The sequence below is a fragment of the Streptomyces sp. NPDC001492 genome, assembly GCF_053597275.1.
The window spans coordinates 133,587-152,681 of the sequence record NZ_JBSFHW010000023.1 but is presented as its reverse complement, the minus strand read 5'-3'; the positions used below and the strand labels follow the sequence as shown (position 1 = coordinate 152,681).

The following is a 19,095-nucleotide window of genomic DNA, read 5'->3' as shown; positions in this document are numbered from 1 at the left end:
TTGCAGGACCTGCTGCGGTGCTGGACCGGCACCTGCACCACCTGCGGCCGCCCCCTCACCGCAAGCAGAACCAGAACCTAACGAAGCACTACTAGGCCCTGTCGTCTGGATCAGCTCGGCGTCGCGGGCCCTGGCACGCCCTCCCCCACTGCCTTAAGGGCGTGGGGGACCCCCAGCGGCGTTGTCGTCACTCTCCCCCACTCTCGAATTCGCTCGAGCGGGAGGGGCTCCCATCGCTCCGCGTCGCCCGCCGCGGCAGCGGCCGATGTCACGGCCTCCTCCGCCTTGCAGCTGCACGCTCCCCCACTCTCGGCTTCGCTCGAGCGGGGGGACCCCCATGACCCCGCTCGGGGCGGCTGCAAGGCGCAGTTCCCTACGGCCGACCTGATCCAAACGACAGGGCCCAGACCCCGCGGGCAAGGTGCGGATCAGGACGGGGCGAGGGCCTCGTTCCACTCCTGGATGCGCCAGGACTTCACCACTCCGTGCAGCACGAACGGGTCGCCGGCGACAAAGTCCTCGGCCGCCGCGCGGGTGGTGAAGACGGCCATCGAACCCTCTTCCTGGGGGTTCGCGAACGGGCCGATCATCAGCAGCTCGCCGCGCTCGACGTACTCCTGGTAGCGGGCGGCGTGCGCGGCGAAGTGGGCGGGCGCCTTCGCGGCCAGGTCGTCGGCCGACTCGTAGAACACGACGTATTTCATCGGGCCTCCCCGTGCGCTGGGCCCAGCCGATGCGTCCAGGCTACCCACCGTCGAGATCAGGGCGCACCCGGTCAGTTCGCCCGGTACACGTCCAACCGCCCGCACATCCCGAACTTCCCCTGTGCCGAAGGCAGTTCGGCCCTGACGACAGCCTCCGCGAGATGGCCGACATCGCCCTTCTCCAAGCGGTCGAGCTGCTCCCCCGTGGCTGCGGCGGCCGCCTCCGCGCCCCGGCGCCAGCGCTCGCGCCACTCGGCGAGCCGGGGGCGTACCAGTGCCGCGGCGGCTCGGTGGAAGGCGGCCAGCGTCTCGGGGCCGTCCGCGTCACGAAGGGCCTGGTACCCCTCCAGGGCGAGGTCCCGGCGGGTGCGGGCGAACCGCTCCTGCTCCTCCTCCGGCACATCCGTCGGAATCCTGGTGGCGGCGGCGTACGTCTCCGCGTCGGTGAGGTACCGCGGCGGCAGTGTCAGGACCGCGTCGCCCGCCTCCGGCAGGCCGCTGTTCTGCATCAGCACCGTGATGCGCAGGTCGTCCTCGTTGACCAAGCGGTGGATGGTGCCCGGCGTGAACCAGGCGACCGTGCCGGGTACGAGGGGCGTGACCTCGTACCCGGACGTCGTGAGGGTCTGCACCGCACCCCGGCCGCCGGTGACGACATACGCCTCCGAACAGGTCAGGTGCATATGGGGAGTTCCCCCGCAGACACCGTCGACGGCCGGCCAGTCGTAGACGGACAGGTGCGAGACCGCGACGGAGCCCGGCAGTCCCGTGAACTCCCCTGTGCTCACCACGGATGCGCCTCCAGGTACTTGGTGATCTCCTCCCGCTCCCACGGTCCGTCGGCCACCACGATCCGGTAGCGGCGGGTGAGGGTGTCGCCGGGGGCGAGTTCCAGCTCGTCGTAGAACGCCCAGGACGGGGCGACCGCGGCGAACGGCTCGTTGCGTACGAACCAGTGCGCGGGGTGCGTGCCGCGCTCGCCCAGGTGGTCGTTCTCGGGGGCGTGCGCGAAGACGAGGGTCGCGTGGCCGTCGCTGCCGTCGTGTGCGCCCGAGAAGGCGAGCCACGGCGCCTGCTCGCCCATCAGGCCGGGGCCCTCGGCGTCGGGGCCGATGATCCGGCCGTCGCGGAAGGCGCGCGGGCCGCGCCAGAACAGGCCGGTGTAGCCGGCCATCTCACGCCCCGCGGTGGTCGGGCTGCCGAAGCGCAGCGGCTCCTCGCGGCGGTTGGTGACGGCGCTGGCCCAGGTCAGCGCCCAGGAGCCGGACTCCGTGTCGACGTCGTGGATCTCGATACGGCGCTCCTCGTCGGCCCACAGCTCGCCGCTGTACGGGTGCCAGGTCAGCCGTTCGGCGATGACCGCGCGGTCGTCGTGAACCGCCACCTCGTCGAAGGCGGCGTGCGCCATCGAGCCGACGCGCTCGGGCAGTTCGAGGTAGCCCTCGCCGTGGACGTAGGAGTTGCCGCCCCACAGGTTGGCGCCGGACAGGTGGGAGGCCGTCAGCTGCAGGCCCTTGTGCCAGCGGTGGTCGTTGGGGCGGTAGTCGGTGACGACGTCGCCCGCCAGGGTGCGCAGCGGGTGGATGTACGGCTTCGGGGACTCCCAGGCCGCCTCGGGGGCGTAGACGTAGCTCAACAGCTCGACGCCGCCGGCCCGTTCGGTGATCGTGATGCGGTCGCCGAGGGCGTGCACGACACGCAGGCCGGTCATGCGGGCACCTCCTGGGCCGCCACGGGATCGACGGGTGCCCAGCCGGGCGCTCCGCCGTGCATCGCCGTGTGGAACGGGTCGCCGGGACCGATCTCGCCGGCCTTGACCGTGGTGTCCGTGAAGGCCGCCTTGTAGATCGCGGCGATCAGCTCCAGGCTGGTGCGCCCGTCGGCCCCGCTGCTGCGCGGACGCTCCCCCGCGCGCATGCTCGCCACCAGCTCCCGCAGCTGCTCCAGGTGCGAGCTGGGCACGTCCGCGCCGAAGTCCTGCCACGCTGCGGCCTCGTCACGGGACACGCCGGGGGCCGGGGTGATGCGCCAGTTCGCGTTGGAGTGGCCGTAGAGGTGGGTGAGCTCGACCGTGGCGCGCTCGCAGTCGATGCGGATGCGGCTGACCTCGTCGGGGCTCAGCACGCTGTTGACGACGGTCGCCATCGCCCCGTTCTCGAAGCGGATCAGGGCGGTGGAGACGTCCTCGGTCTCCACGTCGTGGACCAGGCGCCCGGCCATCGCCCGCACCTCGCGCCACGGGCCGAGCAGGTCCAGCAGGAGGTCCATCTGATGGATGCCGTGGCCCATGGCGGGGCCGCCGCCCTCGGTGGCCCAGCGGCCGCGCCAGGGCACGGCGTAGTAGGCGGTGTCGCGGTACCAGGTGGTCTGGCAGTGCGCGACGAGCGGCCGGCCCATGGCCTGCTCCGCGAGCAGCCGCCGTACGTGCCGCGAGCCGGAGCCGAAGCGGTGCTGGAAGACGATCGACGCGTACGGGCCGCCGTCCTTGCCCTCCTCGGCCTCCACCGCGTCGTAGTCGGCGAGCGTGGGCACCGGCGGCTTCTCGCACCACACCCACGCCCCGGCGCGCAGGGCGGCGATGGTCTGCTCGCGGTGCAGCGTCGGCGGGGTGCAGATGCTCACCAGGTCGGGTCGCTGCTCGCGCAGCATCTGCTCCAGGTCGGTGTAGGCATGCGGGATCCCGGTCGCCCGGCAGAACTCCTCGACCGCGCCGGCATCGATGTCGACGGCGGCGACGACCTCCGTCTCGCCCTCCTCGGCGAGCCTGGCCAGCGCGGGCAGGTGCGAGCCCCGCCCGATGGCGCCGGTGCCGATGACGGCGGCCCGGACGCGCCGGCCGGCGAGCGGGGCGGCGGGGGCCGGGGACGTCCCGGGGTGGGTCTCGGACGTGGACATGGACCTGATCAGCACTCCTCCGGGAACGACGAGCTACGAGGAGGAGCAGCGTCAGCAAGCGCTTTCTCCTCCCAGAAACGTAAGCTCCGCCCCCACACCTGGTCAACCATCCAGAACGCAAGGCCGCCGGGTGCCCCCGAAACCCCTGTGCCAGGCCTGTCGGCGCCGGACGTTAGGCTGCCCTTTCCACACCCGTGATCACGACGCCCGCCGGCGTGACCTTCCGTCGCGCCTGCCACGATCAGCACTTGGACGCCGTACCTCCATGTCTTGGTTTGAATCCCTCGTCCTCGGACTCGTCCAGGGGCTGACCGAGTTCCTCCCCGTCTCCTCCAGCGCGCATCTGCGGCTGACCGCCGCCTTCTCGGGCTGGAAGGACCCCGGCGCGGCCTTCACGGCGATCACGCAGATCGGCACGGAGGCCGCGGTGCTGATCTACTTCCGCAGGGACATCGGACGGATCATCTCGGCCTGGGCGCGCTCGCTGGTGGACAAGGAGATGCGCCGCGACCACGACGCCCAGATGGGCTGGCTGGTGATCGTCGGCTCGATACCGATCGGCGTGCTCGGGCTGCTGTTCAAGGACCAGATCGAAGGTCCTTTCCGCGATCTGCGGATCACCGCGACGATGCTGATCGTCGTCGGTGTGGTCATCGGCATCGCCGACCGGCTGGCGGCGCGCGACGAGACGGGCGGCCGGCACCGGGCGCCCAAGCAGCGCAAGACGCTCGAGAACCTGGGCGTGAAGGACGGCCTCGTCTACGGTCTGTGCCAGTCGGCAGCGCTCATCCCGGGCGTCTCCCGCTCCGGCGCCACCATCAGCGGCGGCCTGTTCATGGGCTACAAGCGGGAGGCCGCGGCCCGCTACTCCTTCCTGCTCGCCATTCCCGCGGTGCTGGCCTCCGGCCTGTTCGAGACCAAGGACGCGCTGGAGAGCGGCCATGTCGCCTGGGGCCCCACGCTGTTCGCGACGGTGATCGCCTTCGCGTCCGGGTACGCCGTCATCGCCTGGTTCATGAAGTTCATCTCGACCAAGAGCTTCATGCCCTTCGTCTGGTACCGCATCGCGCTGGGCATCGTGGTATTTTCGCTGGTCAGCCTAGGTTTTCTCAGTCCCCATGCTGGCGAATCCGTAGGCGGATAGTGAGAGTTGCCGGGAGTTCCTCACTGCCAATTTGAGTGTCGAATCGCGCACTATCTCGCGTTAACGCGTAGTCGGCTGTGGAATTTTGCAGCGGGTTTCTCCCACGCGTCTCCCACTGAACCTCGTATTGAATGAGAGGAGCCACCCTCCGAGCCGCACTTGGGAGGTTGGGCCTCACGGCCCGGAGGGTGGCGCCACAGACCAGCGGCCGACAGGGGTTGGCCGCTGGTCGCTTTAGGGGTGGCGGCGAGCGGGGAGCCCAGGCCGGCTTCGACGGCGGGTGTTGCGCGGGTGTTCCATCGCCTTCTCCCCACTGGTGCCTCGGTGCGTGGCGGCCAGGTTCCTTGTTCCCGCCTTGGCTAACGACCTGCGCTGGCCGCGGGCAGTTCACTCGTTCGTGTGAACATCTGTTCGACTGCGGACACTACCCGGCGCCCTGCGGCATATGCCAGTCCGCAGGGCTGCCAGTGGGGGGTGGCAGTGACGGTGCTGTGCGGGGGGCCGTGTGGGGCTCCCGCATGTTCTACGGCGGCGGAGTCGCGGTCCGTCGCTCGAATTATCAAGATCACAGAAAGCCCGGTTTTCCAGGCTGACCTATGATCAACTTCGGGTCAGCGTTTGTCGAGTGCCAACCCTGCCCGATGACGACGAGTGGCTCCTCAGGGAGCGCCGCGCCCTCGGCGACCGCATCCGCGTCACCCGGTTGCGCCAGAACCGCACCCAGGAGTCCGTATTCCTGGCCGCCCGGGTCTCCCGCTCCGTCTATCAGCAGATCGAGGCCGGCTCCGCGGATGCCCGCATATCGACCCTACGGCGCATCGCCTACGTCCTCGGCGTGCATGTGACAGACCTCCTCCGCGACTGAACGGCTTTGCAGCGGAGTCTGGGCTGCGCTGCACTGTTAGGTCTTGAGTAAATACCTGGCCAACAAAGCCTGAAACCGAGTTCGTGCATTTATCTGCGGAGGACTTGTGGGCTCGCTGTGAACATCTCACCCACCGCCTAACCACTGGCCAGAGCGCGTTCGCGTCCTCGAATCGCACCCCGTGTGAATCAGCCACCACGGAGACCAGCCGTCAGCGGATGCGCCGCAGCTGCTGATAGGCCGCGTCGCAGGCCTGCGTCCACACTCGCCAGAGCCGGTCGCCTTCGGGGCAGCGGTCGCGGTCGACGTCGCTGCAGCGCTGGCAGCGGGTCTTGTGTTCGTCGCCGACGACGTGCCGGTTGTAGTCGAGGTGGGCTTGCTGCGCGGTGGGGAGGTCGCCGGTTGGAGTTATGAGCGGGCCGCTTTCGGGCGGCGGCTGACTGTCTCTACGCTCGTCCATGCTGGCGGCTCCACTCCGTCGGCCACGCCCCCGGCCGGTCGCACGGCGCGGGGGTCTTTGCTGTCTGGTTTGCACGATACCCCTGCGGGATAGGCGGTATAGGTCGTATAGGTCGGCTGATCTCGCGTGTCGGTCTAGGCCCGCCTAGCTTCGGGATCATGAAGTGGGAGCCGGAGATTCCGAGGTGGCGGCAGGTGTACGCAGTCCTGTCTGAGCGGATCCTCGACGGCACCTACGAGCCCGGCGGCAGGCTCCCGTCAGCCATGGCGATCTGCGACGAGTTCGGGATCTCGCAGGTGACCGCGAAGCGCGTGCTGACGGAGCTGCGGGCGGCAGGGCTGGCCTACATGGAGCCGGGCATCGGCACGTTCGTGTCGCCGCTCCCCGAGCCGCCCACCGCATAGCCCGCTGTCAGACCCGCGCCCTAAGATCAGACGTATGCCCCCCATGCCCCCGCCGCAGGATCGCGTGCGCTCTGCCGAGCGTATCGCCGAGCTGAACAAGCAGATCCGGGCGCTGTTCAAGCACCGGGACACGCGGCTCGACGACGCCGCTCGGGCGGAGTATCACCGGCTGTTGGACGAGCTGGACCGGGTCGGGCGCGGGGACGTCACCACGGCGGCGTGACCGGCCAGCGCGACGTGAGCGCGACATTGCCCTGTGATTGTGATGGCATACCCAACGAAGAGGACCAGGTCGGTTATCCCTTTCCGTAACGGCGAGCCTGCATGCGGTCCTTGATCTGCTGCTGGGTGGGCTGTTTCCACGCGTGCCAGCCGACGGGCTCTGCGTACTGGCGGCCGTGGCCGCGTCGTTCGATGCCGCAGAGCCCGCAACCGCCTGGCGCGTTGCGCGGGCTGTCGTTCACGCTGCGTCTCCGAGAAGCCGGTCGATGGGGCCGGTGTAGGCCCGCATGCTGGCAAGGTTCTCGTCGATGATGGCGGTGATGGCGTCGTTGGCGGCACCCTCCCAGTGGTCGAGGACTTCCGCCCGGCGGATGATCTCGCCGAGTTCCTGGAGGCGTTCGGTGTCCTCGCAGATGCCCTCCGCGAGATCCCGGATCACCTTGACGGCGATCTCCCGCGCCGCCTGAGCGGCAGGGCTGAGCGCCTCCACCACGTCCGGGAGCACGACGCCCTGCTCATCGACCAGGACAAGCCCGTGGAAGCCGAAGCGGCCGAGAAGGTAGCGGCTGACCGGGCGCCCGTCGCCGAGGGTGGCCACGGAGTGCACGCCCATGTAGTGGATACGGCGCAGGATGTCGCACTGGTCGCCGTCTGGGCAGTCCGCGGGGTGGGGCCAGCTCGTGGTGCGTCCCTCATTCGTGTCGGTGATGGTCAGGTAGTGCGGTGTGCTCATGCCGTCTCTTTCTGTGTGCCCGGAGGGTCGCGCGCGACCCTCCGGGCAGGTTTCGGTGGGTCAGTGGTTGCAGGTGCCGTTGGTGCAGGCGTCGCCGCAGCGCTCGAAGGTCTGGCCGAACAGCGGGCCGGTGATCTTGTTGGCGGCTCGGACGCCCTTGTCGCCGGCGACCTTCTGGCCCGTGCGGGCTACGGCGGCGGCGGCGGAGTCGGCGGCCTGCGACATCTTGCGCTTGAACATGGTTCCTCCAGCGGTGAGGTGGACAGCTTCCCTGTGCCCTCAAGGTTGGCCTAGCGACTTGGCATTGTCAAGCGGTTCGGCCTAGCGACTTGGCCAATCGGATGGCATGATGACGGCATGAACACCGCCAAACTCGAACTCGCAGCCCAGCGCTACAGGGATGCACACGACGCGCTCGACGCCGCACGCGCAGACCTCCAAGCCGAGGTCATCTCAGTACTGAGCAGCACCGACGAGCGAGGCGCCCAGGCCCAAGCAGCACGCATCACCGGATGGACACGCGAACAGATCCGCCTGCTGATGAAGGCCGCACGTGAGCAGGCTTAAGATCCCCCGGTGCCCGACATAACCTTCCCGCCCGCCCTGCTCGCCGCCGAGACCGCCGCCTGGACCGCCATCCAGGCAGGCACCCTCACTCCCGACCTGGCCGCCGCCGTACAGGCAGGCGTCACCGCACTCGCCGCCGAAACCGGGAGGCCGCGGGTCGACGTCGAGATGGAGCTGAAGCGGGTCGTGCGGCATGCGGAGACGGGCTGACAGCAGCGCACCCCGTCGGGGTTCCACGCTCGACGGGGTGCAGCAAACCCGACTGATCTCGTGCCGGATTGAGTGGGATAAGCGTACCGACCGGCGCCGACAACGCGGGCTACAGCAGCCTGATCCCGCGCGCCCGGCCCGGCTCCCGCACGATCGCGCACTTCGCCTCCAGCTCGGCCAGCTGGTAGACGACACCGCCCGTGCTGCGGCCGATCTCCGCGCCGATCTCCCGCACCGTCGGCGCCTCCCCCGCATCCGCGATACGCCGGCGGATTACGGCGAGGATCTGCTCCTGGGTGTCGGTGAGGTAGTCGACCTTGCTTCTAGCCATGAAGCCAGTAGAGCGCGTGTTCGAATTATGGGGCAAGCGGGAGGCCCGTCGCGACGGGGGATGACACGACGGGCCCGGAAGCAGTGTGGCACGGGATGGCTACACGCCCGGCCGGAACCGATCCGTGATTCCGCTGAACAGCGCTTCGGCTGCGTCGACGTGGGCGGCATTCCGCTGTCCCTTGTTGCGGCGCTTCCAGTAGCCGACGGTGGTGGCGGGGTTGTCGTGGTCGGCGAAGGCTTGGACTTCGGCGAGGTCGACGTGGTCGTCGAGCATGTGCGTGATCCGGGACGCGCGGAGGACGTGCGGGGTGAGTTTGCGGCAGACCTTGCAGCGGGCGAAGGCGTGGCCTGGCTCGTTGACGGTCGAGCAGGTGAGGACGCGCGCCTTGCGTCCGAGGCGGGTGAGCAGGCGCGCGATGTCGTGTCGGTCGAGCCGGCGGCCGTCGGAGTCGAGGAGGAGTGCGTCTTCGGTGCGGCCGGCGGTGTGGGCGTCGAGGAGTTCGGCGACGGTGACGGGGAGCGGGAGGATGCGTTCCTTGCTCTCCTTGCGGGTGACGTCGAGGTAGGAGCGGCGTCCTCGTTCGATCCGGTCGTTGACGTCGGCGGCGCACATCTCGCTGACGCGTCCGGCGAGGGTGTAGAGGAGTAGGACGATGAGTGCATCGAACTCGTTCTCTGCGGCCTTCACGACGGCTTGGACTTCGTCGACTTCGAGGACGGGGGTGCTGCGGGAGGTGTTGCCCTTGTCGACCTTGGGTCGGTCGTCTTGGGTGACGGGGTTCTTGGGGAGGTCGATCTTCTCTGCGGCGTAGGTGTGGAGTGAGGAGAGCGCGTTGAGGTAGCGGCTGATCGTGGTGGGTGGGGCGCCTCGTCCTTCCATGCGGAGTCGCCAGGCGCGGATGTGGTCGGCGGTGAAGCAGCCGAGCGCGAACCGCTCGTGCCCGAGTTCCTGCGCGTAGCCACCCCAGACGCGGCGGATGTCGTCGACGTAGTTGCGCTTCGTCTGGAGGCTGCCGCGTCGAGTGGAGGACAGCCAGTCCATGACCATGACGAACGTGTCGGGGGTGACGGCTTCAGCAAGAAGTTCGGCGCGCGGCCGGTAGACGCGCTCTCGCCCGCGACGGTCGACTTGGACCATGCCGAGGTCGTCGACGAGCTTGCGGCGGACTTCCTCGAACAGGTCCGAGCCGGGCAGAGCGATGCCGCCCGGCTCGGATACGGCGAGATGGCCGTCGTTCACGCGTCCCTCCACCAGCGCAGCCCTTCAGGTTCGCCCGCTTCGAGGTCGGAGTCCTCGGCGTTGAGTGCGGCCGACCAGCGGGCCACAGCGTCGGCTGCGAGTTCACGCTCGGGGGTCGTCATGTTCTTTGTGAGCCACTGCCAGTTGCCGTGCAGCCAGACGCTTCCCCAGGCGGCGTCCCCCGGCCCGGCAGGGCCGTCTGCGTTGGCCTCTTCGATGACCGCTTGGATGTCGGCCCCGACTCCGAGAATGAAGTCCCGCTCGGACGTGCCGGTGTGGGCGTCGACGTACCAGCGGCGCCAGACGTCTTCGAGGTGATGGAGGGCTGCCGTCTTGGTGGCGATGGTGGCGTGCGCTCGGGCGGCGCTCGCTCGCGCCGCTTGTATCTCCGCTCGGGCGCGGAGGAGTTGGGCTTCGAGGTCGGCGCGCTCTGCGTCGGTGGTGTGCGCGTGCCGTCGGGCCAGAGAGAGCTGCCCCCTCAGTCGCTTCTCAAGGGTCTGATCCATCCTCAAATTCTAGCGCATAAGGGAACGTTATGCGCTACCGGATCGCCGAGGCGCTACTGACAGACGCCCCAGTCTTCGGCAGGCTCGCTCCACTGTCAGGCGACGAGAGGGACGACATGACGGAGCGACGGTACGACCAGTTGCAGGCGCGGGCGATCAACAACCTGGACGACAGCCTCGGCGAGGGAGATGGCGCCGAGCGTCAGGCCGCACTGCTCGCGCGAGCACAGGTGCACGCGCTGCTGGCGGTCGGCGCCGCCATCAAGGATCTGGCGCAGGCAATCCGCGAGGGACACTAGAACGCCGAAGCGCCCCGCTCCCCCGCCGCCGGATGGCAGCAGAAGGAGCGGGGCACAGACGTTCACAGCGTGGGCGCCGGGGTGAGCCCGTGTTCGGCAGCGATGGCGAGGCCCTGCCGGGCGAGGGCGACGCAACGCCGCGGGATCGCCGACACGTCCCGGCCGGCGAGGAGGCCGTCGATCGCGGCGTGAGCATCTCCGTGGCACGTTCCGCAGATCGCCACGATCGGTGTGTCGATCGCCTTCCCGGACGCCAGCCACCACGACTTCGGGCAGACATGGTGTCGCTCGATGACCGCCGTCATATGGCGCTTGTAGAGGCTGCACGGTTGCATCAGCATCCGGTTGCCGTCGACGGCGAGTTCTCTCAGGGTGCTCACGCTTCTCCCTCGAAGGGCGGCAGGTCGGGTTCGAGGAACGGATTGATGGACGGTGCCGGAACAGGCTGTTCGTCGATGCGGCCCATGCGTTCGAGACTGGCCGCGTCGGCGGCTGTGGTGTCGCGGCGCGGCTCGCGAGCTGCGGGCGGTTCGGGCATTGCTCACACTCCAGTTCGATGGTCTTTCTTTTGGGCGCGAAGCATCAGCCGGGTGCGCTGCACCACCAGCACTACAACCGCGGCCACGGCGAGAGTGCGGAGGCTGCGCAGGACGATCAGGATGCATGCGTCGCCCTGCCACACCGTGGCCAGCACCGTGTACAAGCAGAGCAGGCCGATTGCGGCCACGAAAGCCATCTGGTTGCGCCCAACCTCTGACCGCCACCAGGTCGCGGTCAGGTGGTAGGTGGCGACGAACACGGCGCAGGCGATGAACCCGAGCGCCGACATGACCGCGTTCATCCAGACGTCGACCCCCATGTTTTTCATCGCGCTGCTCCTCTTCGGGCGCCGAATGCCGCTTCGACCTTCTCCGCCCAGTGGTTCTCGATGCGGGCCTGCCGGATGGGTGCGACGGCAGCCCGTACAGCCGACCAGCGGTCTTCGACTTCCTGCCGGGCCTCGGTTGCCCGCTCCAGGGCGGCCTCCGAGTCGGTGGGCTGGCTGCGTTCACGGCCGTGTACGAGGCGTCGGAGCCATCCGAGCATCGGCTGTCACCTCCCCCTCGTCCGCCTTCCCCGGATGGGGCAGGGCGGTGAGGATGTGTCCGCCGAGCCGCGCCAACTCCAGCAGCTCCTCGGTCTGGTCGTGCTCCTGTTGCCGGGCGGCTTCGGACTGCAGGAACGCTGATCGCCAGTTGTCGCGGTCGGCGATGACGTCCTCGTGGGTGCGTCTGGGGATGAGCCGGCCGGTGAGGATGAGGAGGATGACGAGGGCGAGGAGAGCGGCGGCGCCGCCCTGTACCGGGTCGATGCCGAAGATCTCGCTCACGTTGTCCCCCTACCCTCGACCGGTCTGCCCACTCAGACGCCCCGCGGCTCGGCGCGAGCGGTGACGAGGCTGTCCTGCGCCTTGCCGCTGACCCCGGTCGGCTTCCACAGGCCGAAGTGGGCGAGGACGCTCGTGCCGAACGACACGAGGGCGAGCACGGCGGCCGTGGCCACGCTGTATCCGGACGGGTGCGGGCCAGCGAGTTCGACGAGGAACCCGTTGAGCGTGCTGAGCGCGAGGAGCAGTACCGCCTTCGCGCCGGGCGACGTGACTCTCGTCGTGACCAGCCCGACGAGGACGGGCAGGACGACGGAGACGACGAGGCCGAGCCAATACGCGGCATCAAGGTTGACGGTCATGTGATTCTCGCTTCCTGTTCGGCGAGCCAGCGCCGGACGGTCTGGTTGTGTCTGGCGTCGGCGAGAGCGTTGTGCTCGCCGGATTCTTGCTTGGGCAGGTCGTCCCAGCTCAGGCCGAGCCGGGCGCGTTCCTGCTGGATGTCGTTGGTGTACATGGGCACACCGTCGGGGAGGTCGATCATTCGGCCCCACAGCTGGGCGAGACAGACGTGGTCGTAGGCTCCGTAGTTCGCCCAGAGCTGGACGTCGTCCCCGCTGTCGCGGATGAAGTCGCGGACCTCGCGGGCGATCTGCTCGATGGGCTTTACGGCCGGGTCGAGGTAGTTGAACAGCCACCGCCTCGGCATGTGGAGGTTCCAGTCGCCGTGCGGCTTCGGCAGGTGCGGGACGACGTTCTCCATCAGCCACTTGTGCTTGCGCACCCGCCGCCGGAACCGCCACCCCTTCCATCCGCGCGCGGCGAGGCGAGCGTTGACGGCGTAGTAGGTGCGGCCGTCATCCGACACCATGCCGATGGAGATCGGCTCGATGTGGACGCCGTCCTCCAGGAACTCCCAGTCGTAGAAGACGTCGGTCACTCGGCGAGCCTCTCCGCGAGCTTGACGGCGACCTTCTCCGCGATCTGCTCGGCGAGCGCCGGGTTGGAGGCGACCGCGGAGGCGAGGGTGGCGATGCCGATGTCGGACAGTTCGACCGGCGTCCGTGCCCCGAGTTCCTTCACGCGGGCCAGGGTTTCGCGGATGCCCTCGACCTGGGTGCGCTGCATGTAGCCGCCGGTCCAGGTGTCGTTGTTGACGGTCTTGCCGTCGGCCGCGAAGTAGTCCGTGTTGTTGTACGGCGGCCGTGCCGCGGGAACGGTGTCGCTAGCCCACAGGGCTGCGGGCAGCTGCTTGGTCACCGCAGCGGCGATCTTTGCGATGTCGGCGTCGGTGAGCGCCACGTCGTCCTCCTGGATGGTGCCGTTCTTGGCGGCGGCGAGGATGGCGGCCATCGGGAAAGCGCCCGGGTCGCCGTGATCGTTTTCGGGGACGTGCTGGTGGCCGCAGTGCCCGGTGAAGTTGTTCCACTGACTGCCGCTCATGCGGACGCCGTTGCCGCCGTAGCTCGACGGGTACGCCTTGAACGTCAATCCGGACGACAGCGGTACGCCGTGGCTGGTGTTGGCCCACTTTGCGAAGGCGGCCAGGTCGCGGATCGCCCAGTCCGGGAGCTCCGCCATGTACAGGTGCTGGATCCCGGCCTGCGACCACTTCGTGTGCGTCGTCGGATCGCAGGTGCCGACGATCTCCACCTGGCAGACATTGAGGGTGTTCGTCTCCACGCCGCCCGCCAGGTTGCGCAGGGCGCGGGAGGACACGTCGAAGTCGAAGTGCTGGTACCAGACCAGGCGCTTTGCCGCGAAGTCCGGTTTCGCTGTGAGGTTCGGGGCCATCGAACCGCCGTCATACGACGGCAGGGACGTTCCCTCCGTGGAGTGCCAGCACAGGACGTTGACCTCCATCGGCGAGCCCGGGTACTTCGACCCGTACCAATAGGCGGTTAAGGCGCCGGGATAGCGCTGGGGGCCAGACATGGTCATGGTCTCCGTCCCTTCAGCTCAGGCAGTTGTCGTGCGCCAGCGCCTGCATCAGTCCGTCCAGTTCCTGAGCCAGGGCAGCCGCCCGAGCCAGTCGAGGATCCACCGGAGAAGGCGCTGGCGGCGAAGGAGGGGCCGGAGTCGGCTGGGGCGGCGGGGCCGGGACGGGGTTATGCTCCCCGGTCAGGGCTGCGAAGTCCTGGCCGAGCGCGTAGAGCGATGCAGCGCCCGTGAAGTAGGTGGCAGCCTTCGTCAGGCCGTCCTTGTCGAGGCACACCCAGGCCTCGTCGGCGTACTTCTGGAAGAAGCGCCAGGTCACCTTGGTTTCGGCACCCCAGGTGACGATGCCGACGCCGCTGCTGTCGTAGGCGCCGGCGAGGACGCAGTGGCCGCCTTCGATGTGGGCGCCACGGACGACGTCCCAGACCTGTCCGGTATCGAACTGGTCCATGGCGCTGTCGGGGAAGTTCATGCCGATCGAGATGCTGCCGAACAGGGCGATGGCCTGCCGGATTTCGTCGAGGTTGCCGACGTCGAGCGACGCATAGGCGACGATCTTGTGCCCGGCGATGCCCGTCTTGCGCCAGTACTTCAGCGCGTCCTGGACGTAGGTTCCCCGGTCGGTCGGGTTGCCGCCGGAAGGGCCTGCGCTCGGGTCGAAGCCTGTGACCTTCGAGTAGGCGCCGAGGATGGCGCTCTCGGATGGTTCGATCTCGGTGCCGCTGCCGTAGTAGGTGAGCTGGTTGATGGCGTGGCCGATCTCGGCGAACACGCAGCAGCCCCACAAGTCGTTGGCGTACATGGGCCAGACGATGCGGTCGTCCTGCCAGTCCACTGCCTCCGGCGGGGCTGTGAGGCGGCTGCCCAGGACCGTCGACAGTCTCAGCTGTGGACGGGCGGGCTGGGCGGGGAGCTTCCCGCCGTGGAATCGGGTCAACGAGCCCTCCCGGGCATGAAAAAGGCCCTGCCAGGGGGCGCGGGCGTGGTGATGGCGCAGGTCAGGTGGTCTTCAGGAAGGCGATGTGCAGGCGCAGATTGGTGCCGGATTCGATGGTCCCGTCGGAGGTGCGCAGGGTGCAGATGCCGTCGGTGCCGATGACGAAGCCGCCTCCGGCCACGCCGTTGTCCCAGGCGCCGTTGATCGTGTCGTGGGTGGGCCGCCATCCGGACGGGACGGTGCAACAGACAGTGTCCGGCAGGTTGCCGCTGGCGAGCGCGAGGTTGCCGCCGGACCGCCCGAGGAACATGTCGAGGGTGATGAAGCGCCCCTGCCGGAAGCCGTAGAAGGTGTTGACGGTGAAGCCGCTCGCGGCGGTGAGCCCGCTGGTGGTGCTGGTCAGGGCCGGCTGCGGGGTGACCCAGGCGGCGCCGTCGTACACCTCGAAGCTGTTGGTGTCCTGCAGCCAGGTGGCCATGCCGTCGACGGGCGCTGTCGTCCCGGTGAGGGCGGCGCCCCGCGCGGAGGCAGATGCGAACCGCATGACGCCACGTTGGGCGAGCGTGTTCGCGAGATCCTTCGCCAACTTGGAGGCGTCGGGGGCGTCGGTCAGGGAGGCGATGTTGACGCCCTGCCCGTAGTCGTCCTCAGTGGACATGGCGTCCCTTCTGTCTAGGTGGTGGCGAGGGGCCCGATGGCGATCCAGTTGCCGCTGCTGGACTGGCTGATGACGATGACGTCGCCCACGGCCGGGGTTGTGTAGGACTTGAGGCGGCGGATGGCGGGGATGCCGTCGGCGTCGACGGTTCCGCCGGTGTTGACGGCTGTGACGGTGGCGAGCCGCCAGTCAGCGCCGCGCACGGACGGGGCCTGCTCGCCGGCCCGTTGGGCCTGCTGTTTGAGCGCCCAGGCGAGGTCGCGGTGGACGCTGTGGCTGGACGTCACGCGTCCTCCTTCGCCGAGATGGTGGCGATGGGGAAGTCGCCGCCGGTGTCGAGTGGCACGCTGAAGCTGGCGACTTGGTGGAGTTCCTTGCTGTCGTCGGGGTGGACGACACGCAGGACGTCGCCCGGCTCCAGGGCGGGGTTCGGCAGGGCGGAGAAGTCGCCGCTCGCGTTCGGGGCCTTCATGGCGGCCAGCTTCAGCCGCGCCGCATTCGTGCAGGCGGCGAGCGTGGTGAGTGTGGACGAGCTGTAGAAGGCGGGGCGTCGGCCGTAGGGGCCGCCCCAGTACGTGGGCGAGGTCGTGTCGCTGTCGGTGGCCAGGTAGGAGACGGGGGGAACGTTCGCGCTGGTGTTCTCCCCGCGCGCCAGGACGCCATTGTTGACTTTGTCGCTGGACATGCCGCGGCTGCCGGTGATGTACACGCCACCCTCACGTGCCTCGACCGACCACACGGGGGTTGCCGTGGACAGGTCGGGCAGCGTGGCAAGCACAAACGTGCCATCAGCATCGGCATACAGTTCGGCTCCGGCGGCGGCGGCAACCTCCTGTGCCGCTGCCAGCGGTTCGCCCTCGATGTCCCAGGTGCGGGAGCCGATCGTGACATCGGCGACTGTGCTGATCACGGTGGCGGTGGGCAGGCTCCGCTGCACCAGCGCGGTCACCGCGGAGATGACGGTGCCGGTGGCCGTGTAGGGGGCGGTGAACTTGTCGTCCTGCAGGACGACCTCGAGGCCTTTCCCTTGCAGAGTCACCGGGCCTTCGCTGACGTCGCCGTCGGCGCTGTCGAGGCGGAACACGCCGAGCGGCACGAGTTCGGGCTGGCTGCCGTCGCCGTAGTCGACGCCGCGGCTGATGCGCAGCCGGGCCCCGTAGGTGGCGAGCTGGTCGGTGGGTGTGCGCGGGATGAGGGACGGGTCGGGGCAGGTGACGGTGCAGGTTCGGCGGATTGCCTGCGACCGGTCCACCGTCACGCTGCCGCCGGTGTGCGGCAGGTCGATGACCTGCCCGGTCGTCAGGAACAGTTGCACGCGGGTGGCCACGGTGTGGGATTCGGCGAGACGGGTGAGGAACCGGTCGGAGACGGGATACACGCTCACCCCTTCCGGCGGTCCAGGAGGACGTCTTCCCATGTGGCGTAGGCGTTCAGGACGTCCTGCCAGGTGTCGAACTCGGTGAGAATGTCCTGCCATGTGCGGCCCGCGGCTCCGTTGACCCCGACTGTGACCGGCATGTCCGCTTCGACGAGCGGCAGCGTCCACGCCCGCCATGACTCTTGGGCGAGCGGGCTGGTGCGGGCTTCGGTGATTTGAGCGACGGTGACGTACATGTCGGAGACGCCCATGCCGGGAACGGCCTGCCACAGCAGGGTGTTTCCGGAGTCGAGGAGCAGGTGGAGGGCTTTACGTTCGGCGTCGGAGCGGGTCATGACAGCGAGGTCGCCCTCGAGGCCTTGCCGCACGCCGGAGAGGACGACCTTGTTGCGTCGGCCGCGGACCACGTAGGAGGCCTGGTCGATGGGCCGCTGCCAGTCAGGGGCTTTGGCGACCATCACTTGCAGGTTGCGTTGCGGGTTCGCCGGGTCTTTCAGCCAGGCCAGGTTGATGTCGGCGAGGGTGAGGGTGACGGTGCCGCTGGAGCGGGTGGCCGCAGCCAGTGAGCCCGGCGGGTAGATCTCGATGTGGTAGTAGACCGGCGTGTTGAGGGGCGCCTCATGATCCTCGATGATCATGAGGTCTGAGGTGATGGTCTGCCGGTCGATGAGGCCCTCGGTGCTGCGGACCAGGGCGCGGGAGCCGTCCTGCTGTACCCGGTACACCGAGATTTCGTAGTCGAGTGTCAGCTCCCGCAGCGTCAGCTGGATGTAGCCTCCGTCGTCGACGGCCTCCACGGCGGTCTGTGGCAGCACCTGCCACAGCACGACCTGGTCGACGTGCAGCACCGAGCTTGTCGCCGCAGCGGTTGCCACGAGCTCGATTGCGGCCTGCGTCGCATTCGCCGGTGCAGTCGCATCCGAGGGCAGGGCATACCAGGACGATCCTGGGATCGTGTAGAGGGTGCCGGCGGAAGCCCCGAGATCCGCGTTGGTGGCGTCGTACCAGCGCACTCGCACGGTGACGTTCGCCCAGGATCCGGCCGCCCGATGCACCACCGGCTGCGCCCGCCAGTTCGCACCGCCCGTCACCGGCACTTTCACGGATCGCACGGTCGATGCGGTGGCGGTTGCCGAGGTGACGGCTAGGGCGTAGGAGCCCTCGAAGAACGCGTTGCCCCACGGGGTGGTGCGGGCCAGGGTCGCCACTCCGGCAGGGACCGTCCACCCGGCGATGCCCTGCTCGAATGAGGCGTCTGCATACGGCAGTACCGTGCCTGCCTGCAGTTGCGGCGCCACCATGACGACCACGGTCTCCAGGCGCAGCACCTGCCCGGCCGACGCCGCATCCAGGCCGGCCGCCACGCTGCACGTGGCCGCGTTCGCCGGCGCCACCATGGATGCCCGCTGCCGGTACATGCCCGTCGTCGCCGGCGGCGCCAGCGTGGAACGCTGGGCGCCGATCTGATTGCCGTTGACGTCGAAGAAACGGAGTTCGATCCACGCCTGCGACGTCAGCACCGGGGGCTGCAGGTAGGCGTAGGCCAGATATTCGGTGCCCGGCGTCACCGCCGGCCGGTCCACCGCCAGCACGGAGGCGTTGCCCGCGGCGACCGCGGTCATCGCCAGCGTGTGGCCGCCGGCAAGGTAGTTGTCGACAGCCCACTGCATCACCGGCACCTGCCGGGTGACGGTCGCATTCACGACCGCCGCCCAGCCGGTGGCATCGACCTCAGTGGACTCCGTGTTGAACGGCAGCAGGTTGCCGGTCGTCCGCAGCGGCAGGCCCAGGTAGACGTTTTCCCAGTAGTGGGAGACGACCGCCCCGGTCTCCGTCGAGCCGAGCAGCACCTGCGCCTGCGTCGTCCCCGCCGGCGCCACACCCGCGGTGCTGACCCGGTGCCACGCCGACGAGGCCGCCATGGTCGTAGCAGACCAGGCAACCCCGACTTCGCCGCCTGAGGAGTTGAGCCAGCGGATGCCGATCCGCTCCCCCACTACTCCGGCCGTGTCCGCGAAGGCGTAGTACACGGTGCCTGCGGTGACCGGGTAGGAGGAGACGGTGCGGGCCTGCATCTCGCCCGCGGCCACGGACTTGACGGCAAGGCAGCCGTTTCCGTTCCGGCCGCCGGTTCCTTGCGCGATGGTGCAGTTGAGCTTGGGTGTCCATCCGCTGGTGTTCGGGTCGATGGACTCTGTGGTCTGGCTGAGGAGGTTCCCGGGAATCGGCAAGGGAG

Annotated in this window: 31 protein-coding genes; 7 read left to right on the top strand and 24 right to left on the bottom strand. The window is 68.9% G+C overall.

Going from position 1 to position 19,095, the window contains the following annotated elements; all coding sequences use genetic code 11:
- Window positions 1-428: 428 nt before the first annotated feature.
- The 4 genes from ACWC1K_RS28270 to ACWC1K_RS28255 all read right to left on the bottom strand — a co-directional run bounded on the left by ACWC1K_RS28270 (window position 429) and on the right by ACWC1K_RS28255 (window position 3,599).
- The gene (locus tag ACWC1K_RS28270; RefSeq protein WP_351481081.1) at window positions 429-704 is read right to left on the bottom strand and encodes a YciI family protein; all 276 of its coding nucleotides are present in this window, start codon (window positions 702-704) and stop codon (window positions 429-431) included.
- 71 nt (window positions 705-775) lie between these two features.
- On the bottom strand, window positions 776-1,495 hold the full coding sequence (locus ACWC1K_RS28265; protein WP_450835377.1) for a cupin domain-containing protein: 720 nt from the start codon (window positions 1,493-1,495) through the stop codon (window positions 776-778).
- A complete protein-coding gene (locus ACWC1K_RS28260; RefSeq protein ID WP_450835375.1) occupies window positions 1,489-2,415 on the bottom strand; it encodes a DUF6807 domain-containing protein in 927 nt (308 codons plus the stop codon). Before ACWC1K_RS28260 ends, ACWC1K_RS28265 begins: the two co-directional genes overlap by 7 nt.
- Complete coding sequence (locus ACWC1K_RS28255; RefSeq protein WP_450835373.1) at window positions 2,412-3,599, bottom strand: Gfo/Idh/MocA family protein; 1,188 nt, start codon at window positions 3,597-3,599, stop codon at window positions 2,412-2,414. Before ACWC1K_RS28255 ends, ACWC1K_RS28260 begins: the two co-directional genes overlap by 4 nt.
- A gap of 265 nt (window positions 3,600-3,864) precedes the next feature.
- Here ACWC1K_RS28255 and ACWC1K_RS28250 point away from each other — a divergent pair, with 265 nt between their 5' ends.
- Window positions 3,865-4,743: an undecaprenyl-diphosphate phosphatase gene (locus tag ACWC1K_RS28250; RefSeq protein ID WP_450835371.1), complete on the top strand. Its 879-nt coding sequence runs from the start codon at window positions 3,865-3,867 to the stop codon at window positions 4,741-4,743.
- Between the two features lie 625 nt (window positions 4,744-5,368).
- The gene (locus ACWC1K_RS28245) at window positions 5,369-5,608 is read left to right on the top strand and encodes a helix-turn-helix domain-containing protein (RefSeq protein WP_450835369.1); all 240 of its coding nucleotides are present in this window, start codon (window positions 5,369-5,371) and stop codon (window positions 5,606-5,608) included.
- A gap of 211 nt (window positions 5,609-5,819) precedes the next feature.
- On the opposite strand, the gene ACWC1K_RS28240 is transcribed toward ACWC1K_RS28245, so the two are convergent.
- The gene (locus ACWC1K_RS28240) at window positions 5,820-6,068 is read right to left on the bottom strand and encodes a hypothetical protein (RefSeq protein ID WP_450835367.1); all 249 of its coding nucleotides are present in this window, start codon (window positions 6,066-6,068) and stop codon (window positions 5,820-5,822) included.
- 158 nt (window positions 6,069-6,226) lie between these two features.
- Between ACWC1K_RS28240 and ACWC1K_RS28235 the strand changes: the two genes are divergently transcribed.
- A complete protein-coding gene (locus ACWC1K_RS28235; protein WP_450835366.1) occupies window positions 6,227-6,472 on the top strand; it encodes a winged helix-turn-helix domain-containing protein in 246 nt (81 codons plus the stop codon).
- Between the two features lie 64 nt (window positions 6,473-6,536).
- Window positions 6,537-6,695 (top strand): hypothetical protein, encoded by a 159-nt coding sequence (locus ACWC1K_RS28230; protein ID WP_450835364.1) that lies wholly within the window; start codon window positions 6,537-6,539, stop codon window positions 6,693-6,695.
- Window positions 6,696-6,768: 73 nt separating this feature from the next.
- On the opposite strand, the gene ACWC1K_RS28225 is transcribed toward ACWC1K_RS28230, so the two are convergent.
- The 3 genes from ACWC1K_RS28225 to ACWC1K_RS28215 are packed head-to-tail and all read right to left on the bottom strand — an operon-like array spanning window position 6,769 to window position 7,667.
- Complete coding sequence (locus tag ACWC1K_RS28225; RefSeq protein WP_450835362.1) at window positions 6,769-6,936, bottom strand: hypothetical protein; 168 nt, start codon at window positions 6,934-6,936, stop codon at window positions 6,769-6,771.
- A complete protein-coding gene (locus tag ACWC1K_RS28220; protein ID WP_450835361.1) occupies window positions 6,933-7,427 on the bottom strand; it encodes a hypothetical protein in 495 nt (164 codons plus the stop codon). The genes ACWC1K_RS28225 and ACWC1K_RS28220 overlap by 4 nt, the downstream gene beginning before the upstream one ends.
- Window positions 7,428-7,487: 60 nt before the next feature.
- A complete protein-coding gene (locus tag ACWC1K_RS28215; RefSeq protein WP_450835359.1) occupies window positions 7,488-7,667 on the bottom strand; it encodes a hypothetical protein in 180 nt (59 codons plus the stop codon).
- Between the two features lie 117 nt (window positions 7,668-7,784).
- Between ACWC1K_RS28215 and ACWC1K_RS28210 the strand changes: the two genes are divergently transcribed.
- Both ACWC1K_RS28210 and ACWC1K_RS28205 read left to right on the top strand, forming a co-directional pair.
- The gene (locus ACWC1K_RS28210; protein ID WP_450835358.1) at window positions 7,785-7,994 is read left to right on the top strand and encodes a hypothetical protein; all 210 of its coding nucleotides are present in this window, start codon (window positions 7,785-7,787) and stop codon (window positions 7,992-7,994) included.
- 9 nt (window positions 7,995-8,003) lie between these two features.
- The gene (locus tag ACWC1K_RS28205) at window positions 8,004-8,204 is read left to right on the top strand and encodes a hypothetical protein (protein WP_450835356.1); all 201 of its coding nucleotides are present in this window, start codon (window positions 8,004-8,006) and stop codon (window positions 8,202-8,204) included.
- A 109-nt stretch (window positions 8,205-8,313) separates the two neighbouring features.
- Here ACWC1K_RS28205 and ACWC1K_RS28200 read toward each other — a convergent pair whose 3' ends face one another.
- The 3 genes from ACWC1K_RS28200 to ACWC1K_RS28190 form a co-directional block, all read right to left on the bottom strand.
- Window positions 8,314-8,535 (bottom strand): LexA family protein, encoded by a 222-nt coding sequence (locus tag ACWC1K_RS28200; RefSeq protein ID WP_450835355.1) that lies wholly within the window; start codon window positions 8,533-8,535, stop codon window positions 8,314-8,316.
- Window positions 8,536-8,634: 99 nt separating this feature from the next.
- Window positions 8,635-9,777, bottom strand: a complete 1,143-nt coding sequence (locus ACWC1K_RS28195) for a tyrosine-type recombinase/integrase (protein ID WP_450835354.1) — start codon at window positions 9,775-9,777, stop codon at window positions 8,635-8,637.
- Complete coding sequence (locus tag ACWC1K_RS28190; protein WP_450835352.1) at window positions 9,774-10,283, bottom strand: hypothetical protein; 510 nt, start codon at window positions 10,281-10,283, stop codon at window positions 9,774-9,776. Before ACWC1K_RS28190 ends, ACWC1K_RS28195 begins: the two co-directional genes overlap by 4 nt.
- A 29-nt stretch (window positions 10,284-10,312) precedes the next feature.
- On the opposite strand from ACWC1K_RS28190, the gene ACWC1K_RS28185 reads away from it, so the two are divergent.
- The gene (locus ACWC1K_RS28185) at window positions 10,313-10,582 is read left to right on the top strand and encodes a hypothetical protein (RefSeq protein ID WP_450835351.1); all 270 of its coding nucleotides are present in this window, start codon (window positions 10,313-10,315) and stop codon (window positions 10,580-10,582) included.
- A 62-nt stretch (window positions 10,583-10,644) separates the two neighbouring features.
- Here the strand turns inward: ACWC1K_RS28185 and ACWC1K_RS28180 are convergent, their stop codons facing one another.
- The 13 genes from ACWC1K_RS28180 to ACWC1K_RS28120 all read right to left on the bottom strand — a co-directional run bounded on the left by ACWC1K_RS28180 (window position 10,645) and on the right by ACWC1K_RS28120 (window position 19,090).
- Window positions 10,645-10,962: a hypothetical protein gene (locus tag ACWC1K_RS28180; RefSeq protein WP_450835350.1), complete on the bottom strand. Its 318-nt coding sequence runs from the start codon at window positions 10,960-10,962 to the stop codon at window positions 10,645-10,647.
- A complete protein-coding gene (locus tag ACWC1K_RS28175; protein ID WP_450835349.1) occupies window positions 10,959-11,120 on the bottom strand; it encodes a hypothetical protein in 162 nt (53 codons plus the stop codon). The genes ACWC1K_RS28180 and ACWC1K_RS28175 overlap by 4 nt, the downstream gene beginning before the upstream one ends.
- 3 nt (window positions 11,121-11,123) lie before the next feature.
- Complete coding sequence (locus ACWC1K_RS28170; protein ID WP_450835348.1) at window positions 11,124-11,450, bottom strand: putative phage holin; 327 nt, start codon at window positions 11,448-11,450, stop codon at window positions 11,124-11,126.
- Window positions 11,447-11,668, bottom strand: coding sequence for a DUF7620 family protein (locus tag ACWC1K_RS28165; protein WP_450835346.1), 222 nt, complete (start codon window positions 11,666-11,668; stop codon window positions 11,447-11,449). The genes ACWC1K_RS28170 and ACWC1K_RS28165 overlap by 4 nt, the downstream gene beginning before the upstream one ends.
- A complete protein-coding gene (locus tag ACWC1K_RS28160) occupies window positions 11,631-11,951 on the bottom strand; it encodes a hypothetical protein (protein ID WP_450835344.1) in 321 nt (106 codons plus the stop codon). Before ACWC1K_RS28160 ends, ACWC1K_RS28165 begins: the two co-directional genes overlap by 38 nt.
- Before the next feature lie 32 nt (window positions 11,952-11,983).
- The gene (locus ACWC1K_RS28155; RefSeq protein ID WP_450835342.1) at window positions 11,984-12,310 is read right to left on the bottom strand and encodes a hypothetical protein; all 327 of its coding nucleotides are present in this window, start codon (window positions 12,308-12,310) and stop codon (window positions 11,984-11,986) included.
- Window positions 12,307-12,888: a 3'-5' exoribonuclease domain-containing protein gene (locus tag ACWC1K_RS28150; RefSeq protein ID WP_450835341.1), complete on the bottom strand. Its 582-nt coding sequence runs from the start codon at window positions 12,886-12,888 to the stop codon at window positions 12,307-12,309. The genes ACWC1K_RS28155 and ACWC1K_RS28150 overlap by 4 nt, the downstream gene beginning before the upstream one ends.
- Window positions 12,885-13,883, bottom strand: a complete 999-nt coding sequence (locus tag ACWC1K_RS28145; RefSeq protein WP_450835339.1) for a hypothetical protein — start codon at window positions 13,881-13,883, stop codon at window positions 12,885-12,887. Before ACWC1K_RS28145 ends, ACWC1K_RS28150 begins: the two co-directional genes overlap by 4 nt.
- Window positions 13,884-13,902: 19 nt before the next feature.
- Window positions 13,903-14,823, bottom strand: a complete 921-nt coding sequence (locus ACWC1K_RS28140; protein ID WP_450835337.1) for a hypothetical protein — start codon at window positions 14,821-14,823, stop codon at window positions 13,903-13,905.
- Between the two features lie 61 nt (window positions 14,824-14,884).
- Window positions 14,885-15,481: a hypothetical protein gene (locus tag ACWC1K_RS28135; RefSeq protein WP_450835335.1), complete on the bottom strand. Its 597-nt coding sequence runs from the start codon at window positions 15,479-15,481 to the stop codon at window positions 14,885-14,887.
- Window positions 15,482-15,495: 14 nt separating this feature from the next.
- Window positions 15,496-15,768, bottom strand: a complete 273-nt coding sequence (locus tag ACWC1K_RS28130; protein WP_450835334.1) for a hypothetical protein — start codon at window positions 15,766-15,768, stop codon at window positions 15,496-15,498.
- A complete protein-coding gene (locus ACWC1K_RS28125; RefSeq protein ID WP_450835332.1) occupies window positions 15,765-16,859 on the bottom strand; it encodes a DUF5047 domain-containing protein in 1,095 nt (364 codons plus the stop codon). The genes ACWC1K_RS28130 and ACWC1K_RS28125 overlap by 4 nt, the downstream gene beginning before the upstream one ends.
- A 2-nt stretch (window positions 16,860-16,861) precedes the next feature.
- Window positions 16,862-19,090, bottom strand: coding sequence for a hypothetical protein (locus ACWC1K_RS28120; RefSeq protein WP_450835330.1), 2,229 nt, complete (start codon window positions 19,088-19,090; stop codon window positions 16,862-16,864).
- Window positions 19,091-19,095: the final 5 nt, after the last annotated feature.

Bases quoted from the DNA above. Each gene is read 5' to 3' on its own strand.
- ACWC1K_RS28145 (WP_450835339.1), bottom strand. From the start codon at position 13,883: ATGTCTGGCCCCCAGCGCTATCCCGGCGCCTTAACCGCCTATTGGTAC.
- ACWC1K_RS28240 (WP_450835367.1), bottom strand. From the start codon at position 6,068: ATGGACGAGCGTAGAGACAGTCAGCCGCCGCCCGAAAGCGGCCCGCTC.
- ACWC1K_RS28255 (WP_450835373.1), bottom strand. From the start codon at position 3,599: ATGTCCACGTCCGAGACCCACCCCGGGACGTCCCCGGCCCCCGCCGCC.
- ACWC1K_RS28170 (WP_450835348.1), bottom strand. From the start codon at position 11,450: ATGAAAAACATGGGGGTCGACGTCTGGATGAACGCGGTCATGTCGGCG.
- ACWC1K_RS28165 (WP_450835346.1), bottom strand. From the start codon at position 11,668: ATGCTCGGATGGCTCCGACGCCTCGTACACGGCCGTGAACGCAGCCAG.
- ACWC1K_RS28155 (WP_450835342.1), bottom strand. From the start codon at position 12,310: ATGACCGTCAACCTTGATGCCGCGTATTGGCTCGGCCTCGTCGTCTCC.
- ACWC1K_RS28200 (WP_450835355.1), bottom strand. From the start codon at position 8,535: ATGGCTAGAAGCAAGGTCGACTACCTCACCGACACCCAGGAGCAGATC.
- ACWC1K_RS28270 (WP_351481081.1), bottom strand. From the start codon at position 704: ATGAAATACGTCGTGTTCTACGAGTCGGCCGACGACCTGGCCGCGAAG.
- ACWC1K_RS28215 (WP_450835359.1), bottom strand. From the start codon at position 7,667: ATGTTCAAGCGCAAGATGTCGCAGGCCGCCGACTCCGCCGCCGCCGCC.
- ACWC1K_RS28190 (WP_450835352.1), bottom strand. From the start codon at position 10,283: ATGGATCAGACCCTTGAGAAGCGACTGAGGGGGCAGCTCTCTCTGGCC.
- ACWC1K_RS28210 (WP_450835358.1), top strand. From the start codon at position 7,785: ATGAACACCGCCAAACTCGAACTCGCAGCCCAGCGCTACAGGGATGCA.
- ACWC1K_RS28220 (WP_450835361.1), bottom strand. From the start codon at position 7,427: ATGAGCACACCGCACTACCTGACCATCACCGACACGAATGAGGGACGC.
- ACWC1K_RS28175 (WP_450835349.1), bottom strand. From the start codon at position 11,120: ATGCCCGAACCGCCCGCAGCTCGCGAGCCGCGCCGCGACACCACAGCC.
- ACWC1K_RS28185 (WP_450835351.1), top strand. From the start codon at position 10,313: ATGCGCTACCGGATCGCCGAGGCGCTACTGACAGACGCCCCAGTCTTC.
- ACWC1K_RS28250 (WP_450835371.1), top strand. From the start codon at position 3,865: ATGTCTTGGTTTGAATCCCTCGTCCTCGGACTCGTCCAGGGGCTGACC.
- ACWC1K_RS28260 (WP_450835375.1), bottom strand. From the start codon at position 2,415: ATGACCGGCCTGCGTGTCGTGCACGCCCTCGGCGACCGCATCACGATC.
- ACWC1K_RS28235 (WP_450835366.1), top strand. From the start codon at position 6,227: ATGAAGTGGGAGCCGGAGATTCCGAGGTGGCGGCAGGTGTACGCAGTC.
- ACWC1K_RS28135 (WP_450835335.1), bottom strand. From the start codon at position 15,481: ATGTCCACTGAGGACGACTACGGGCAGGGCGTCAACATCGCCTCCCTG.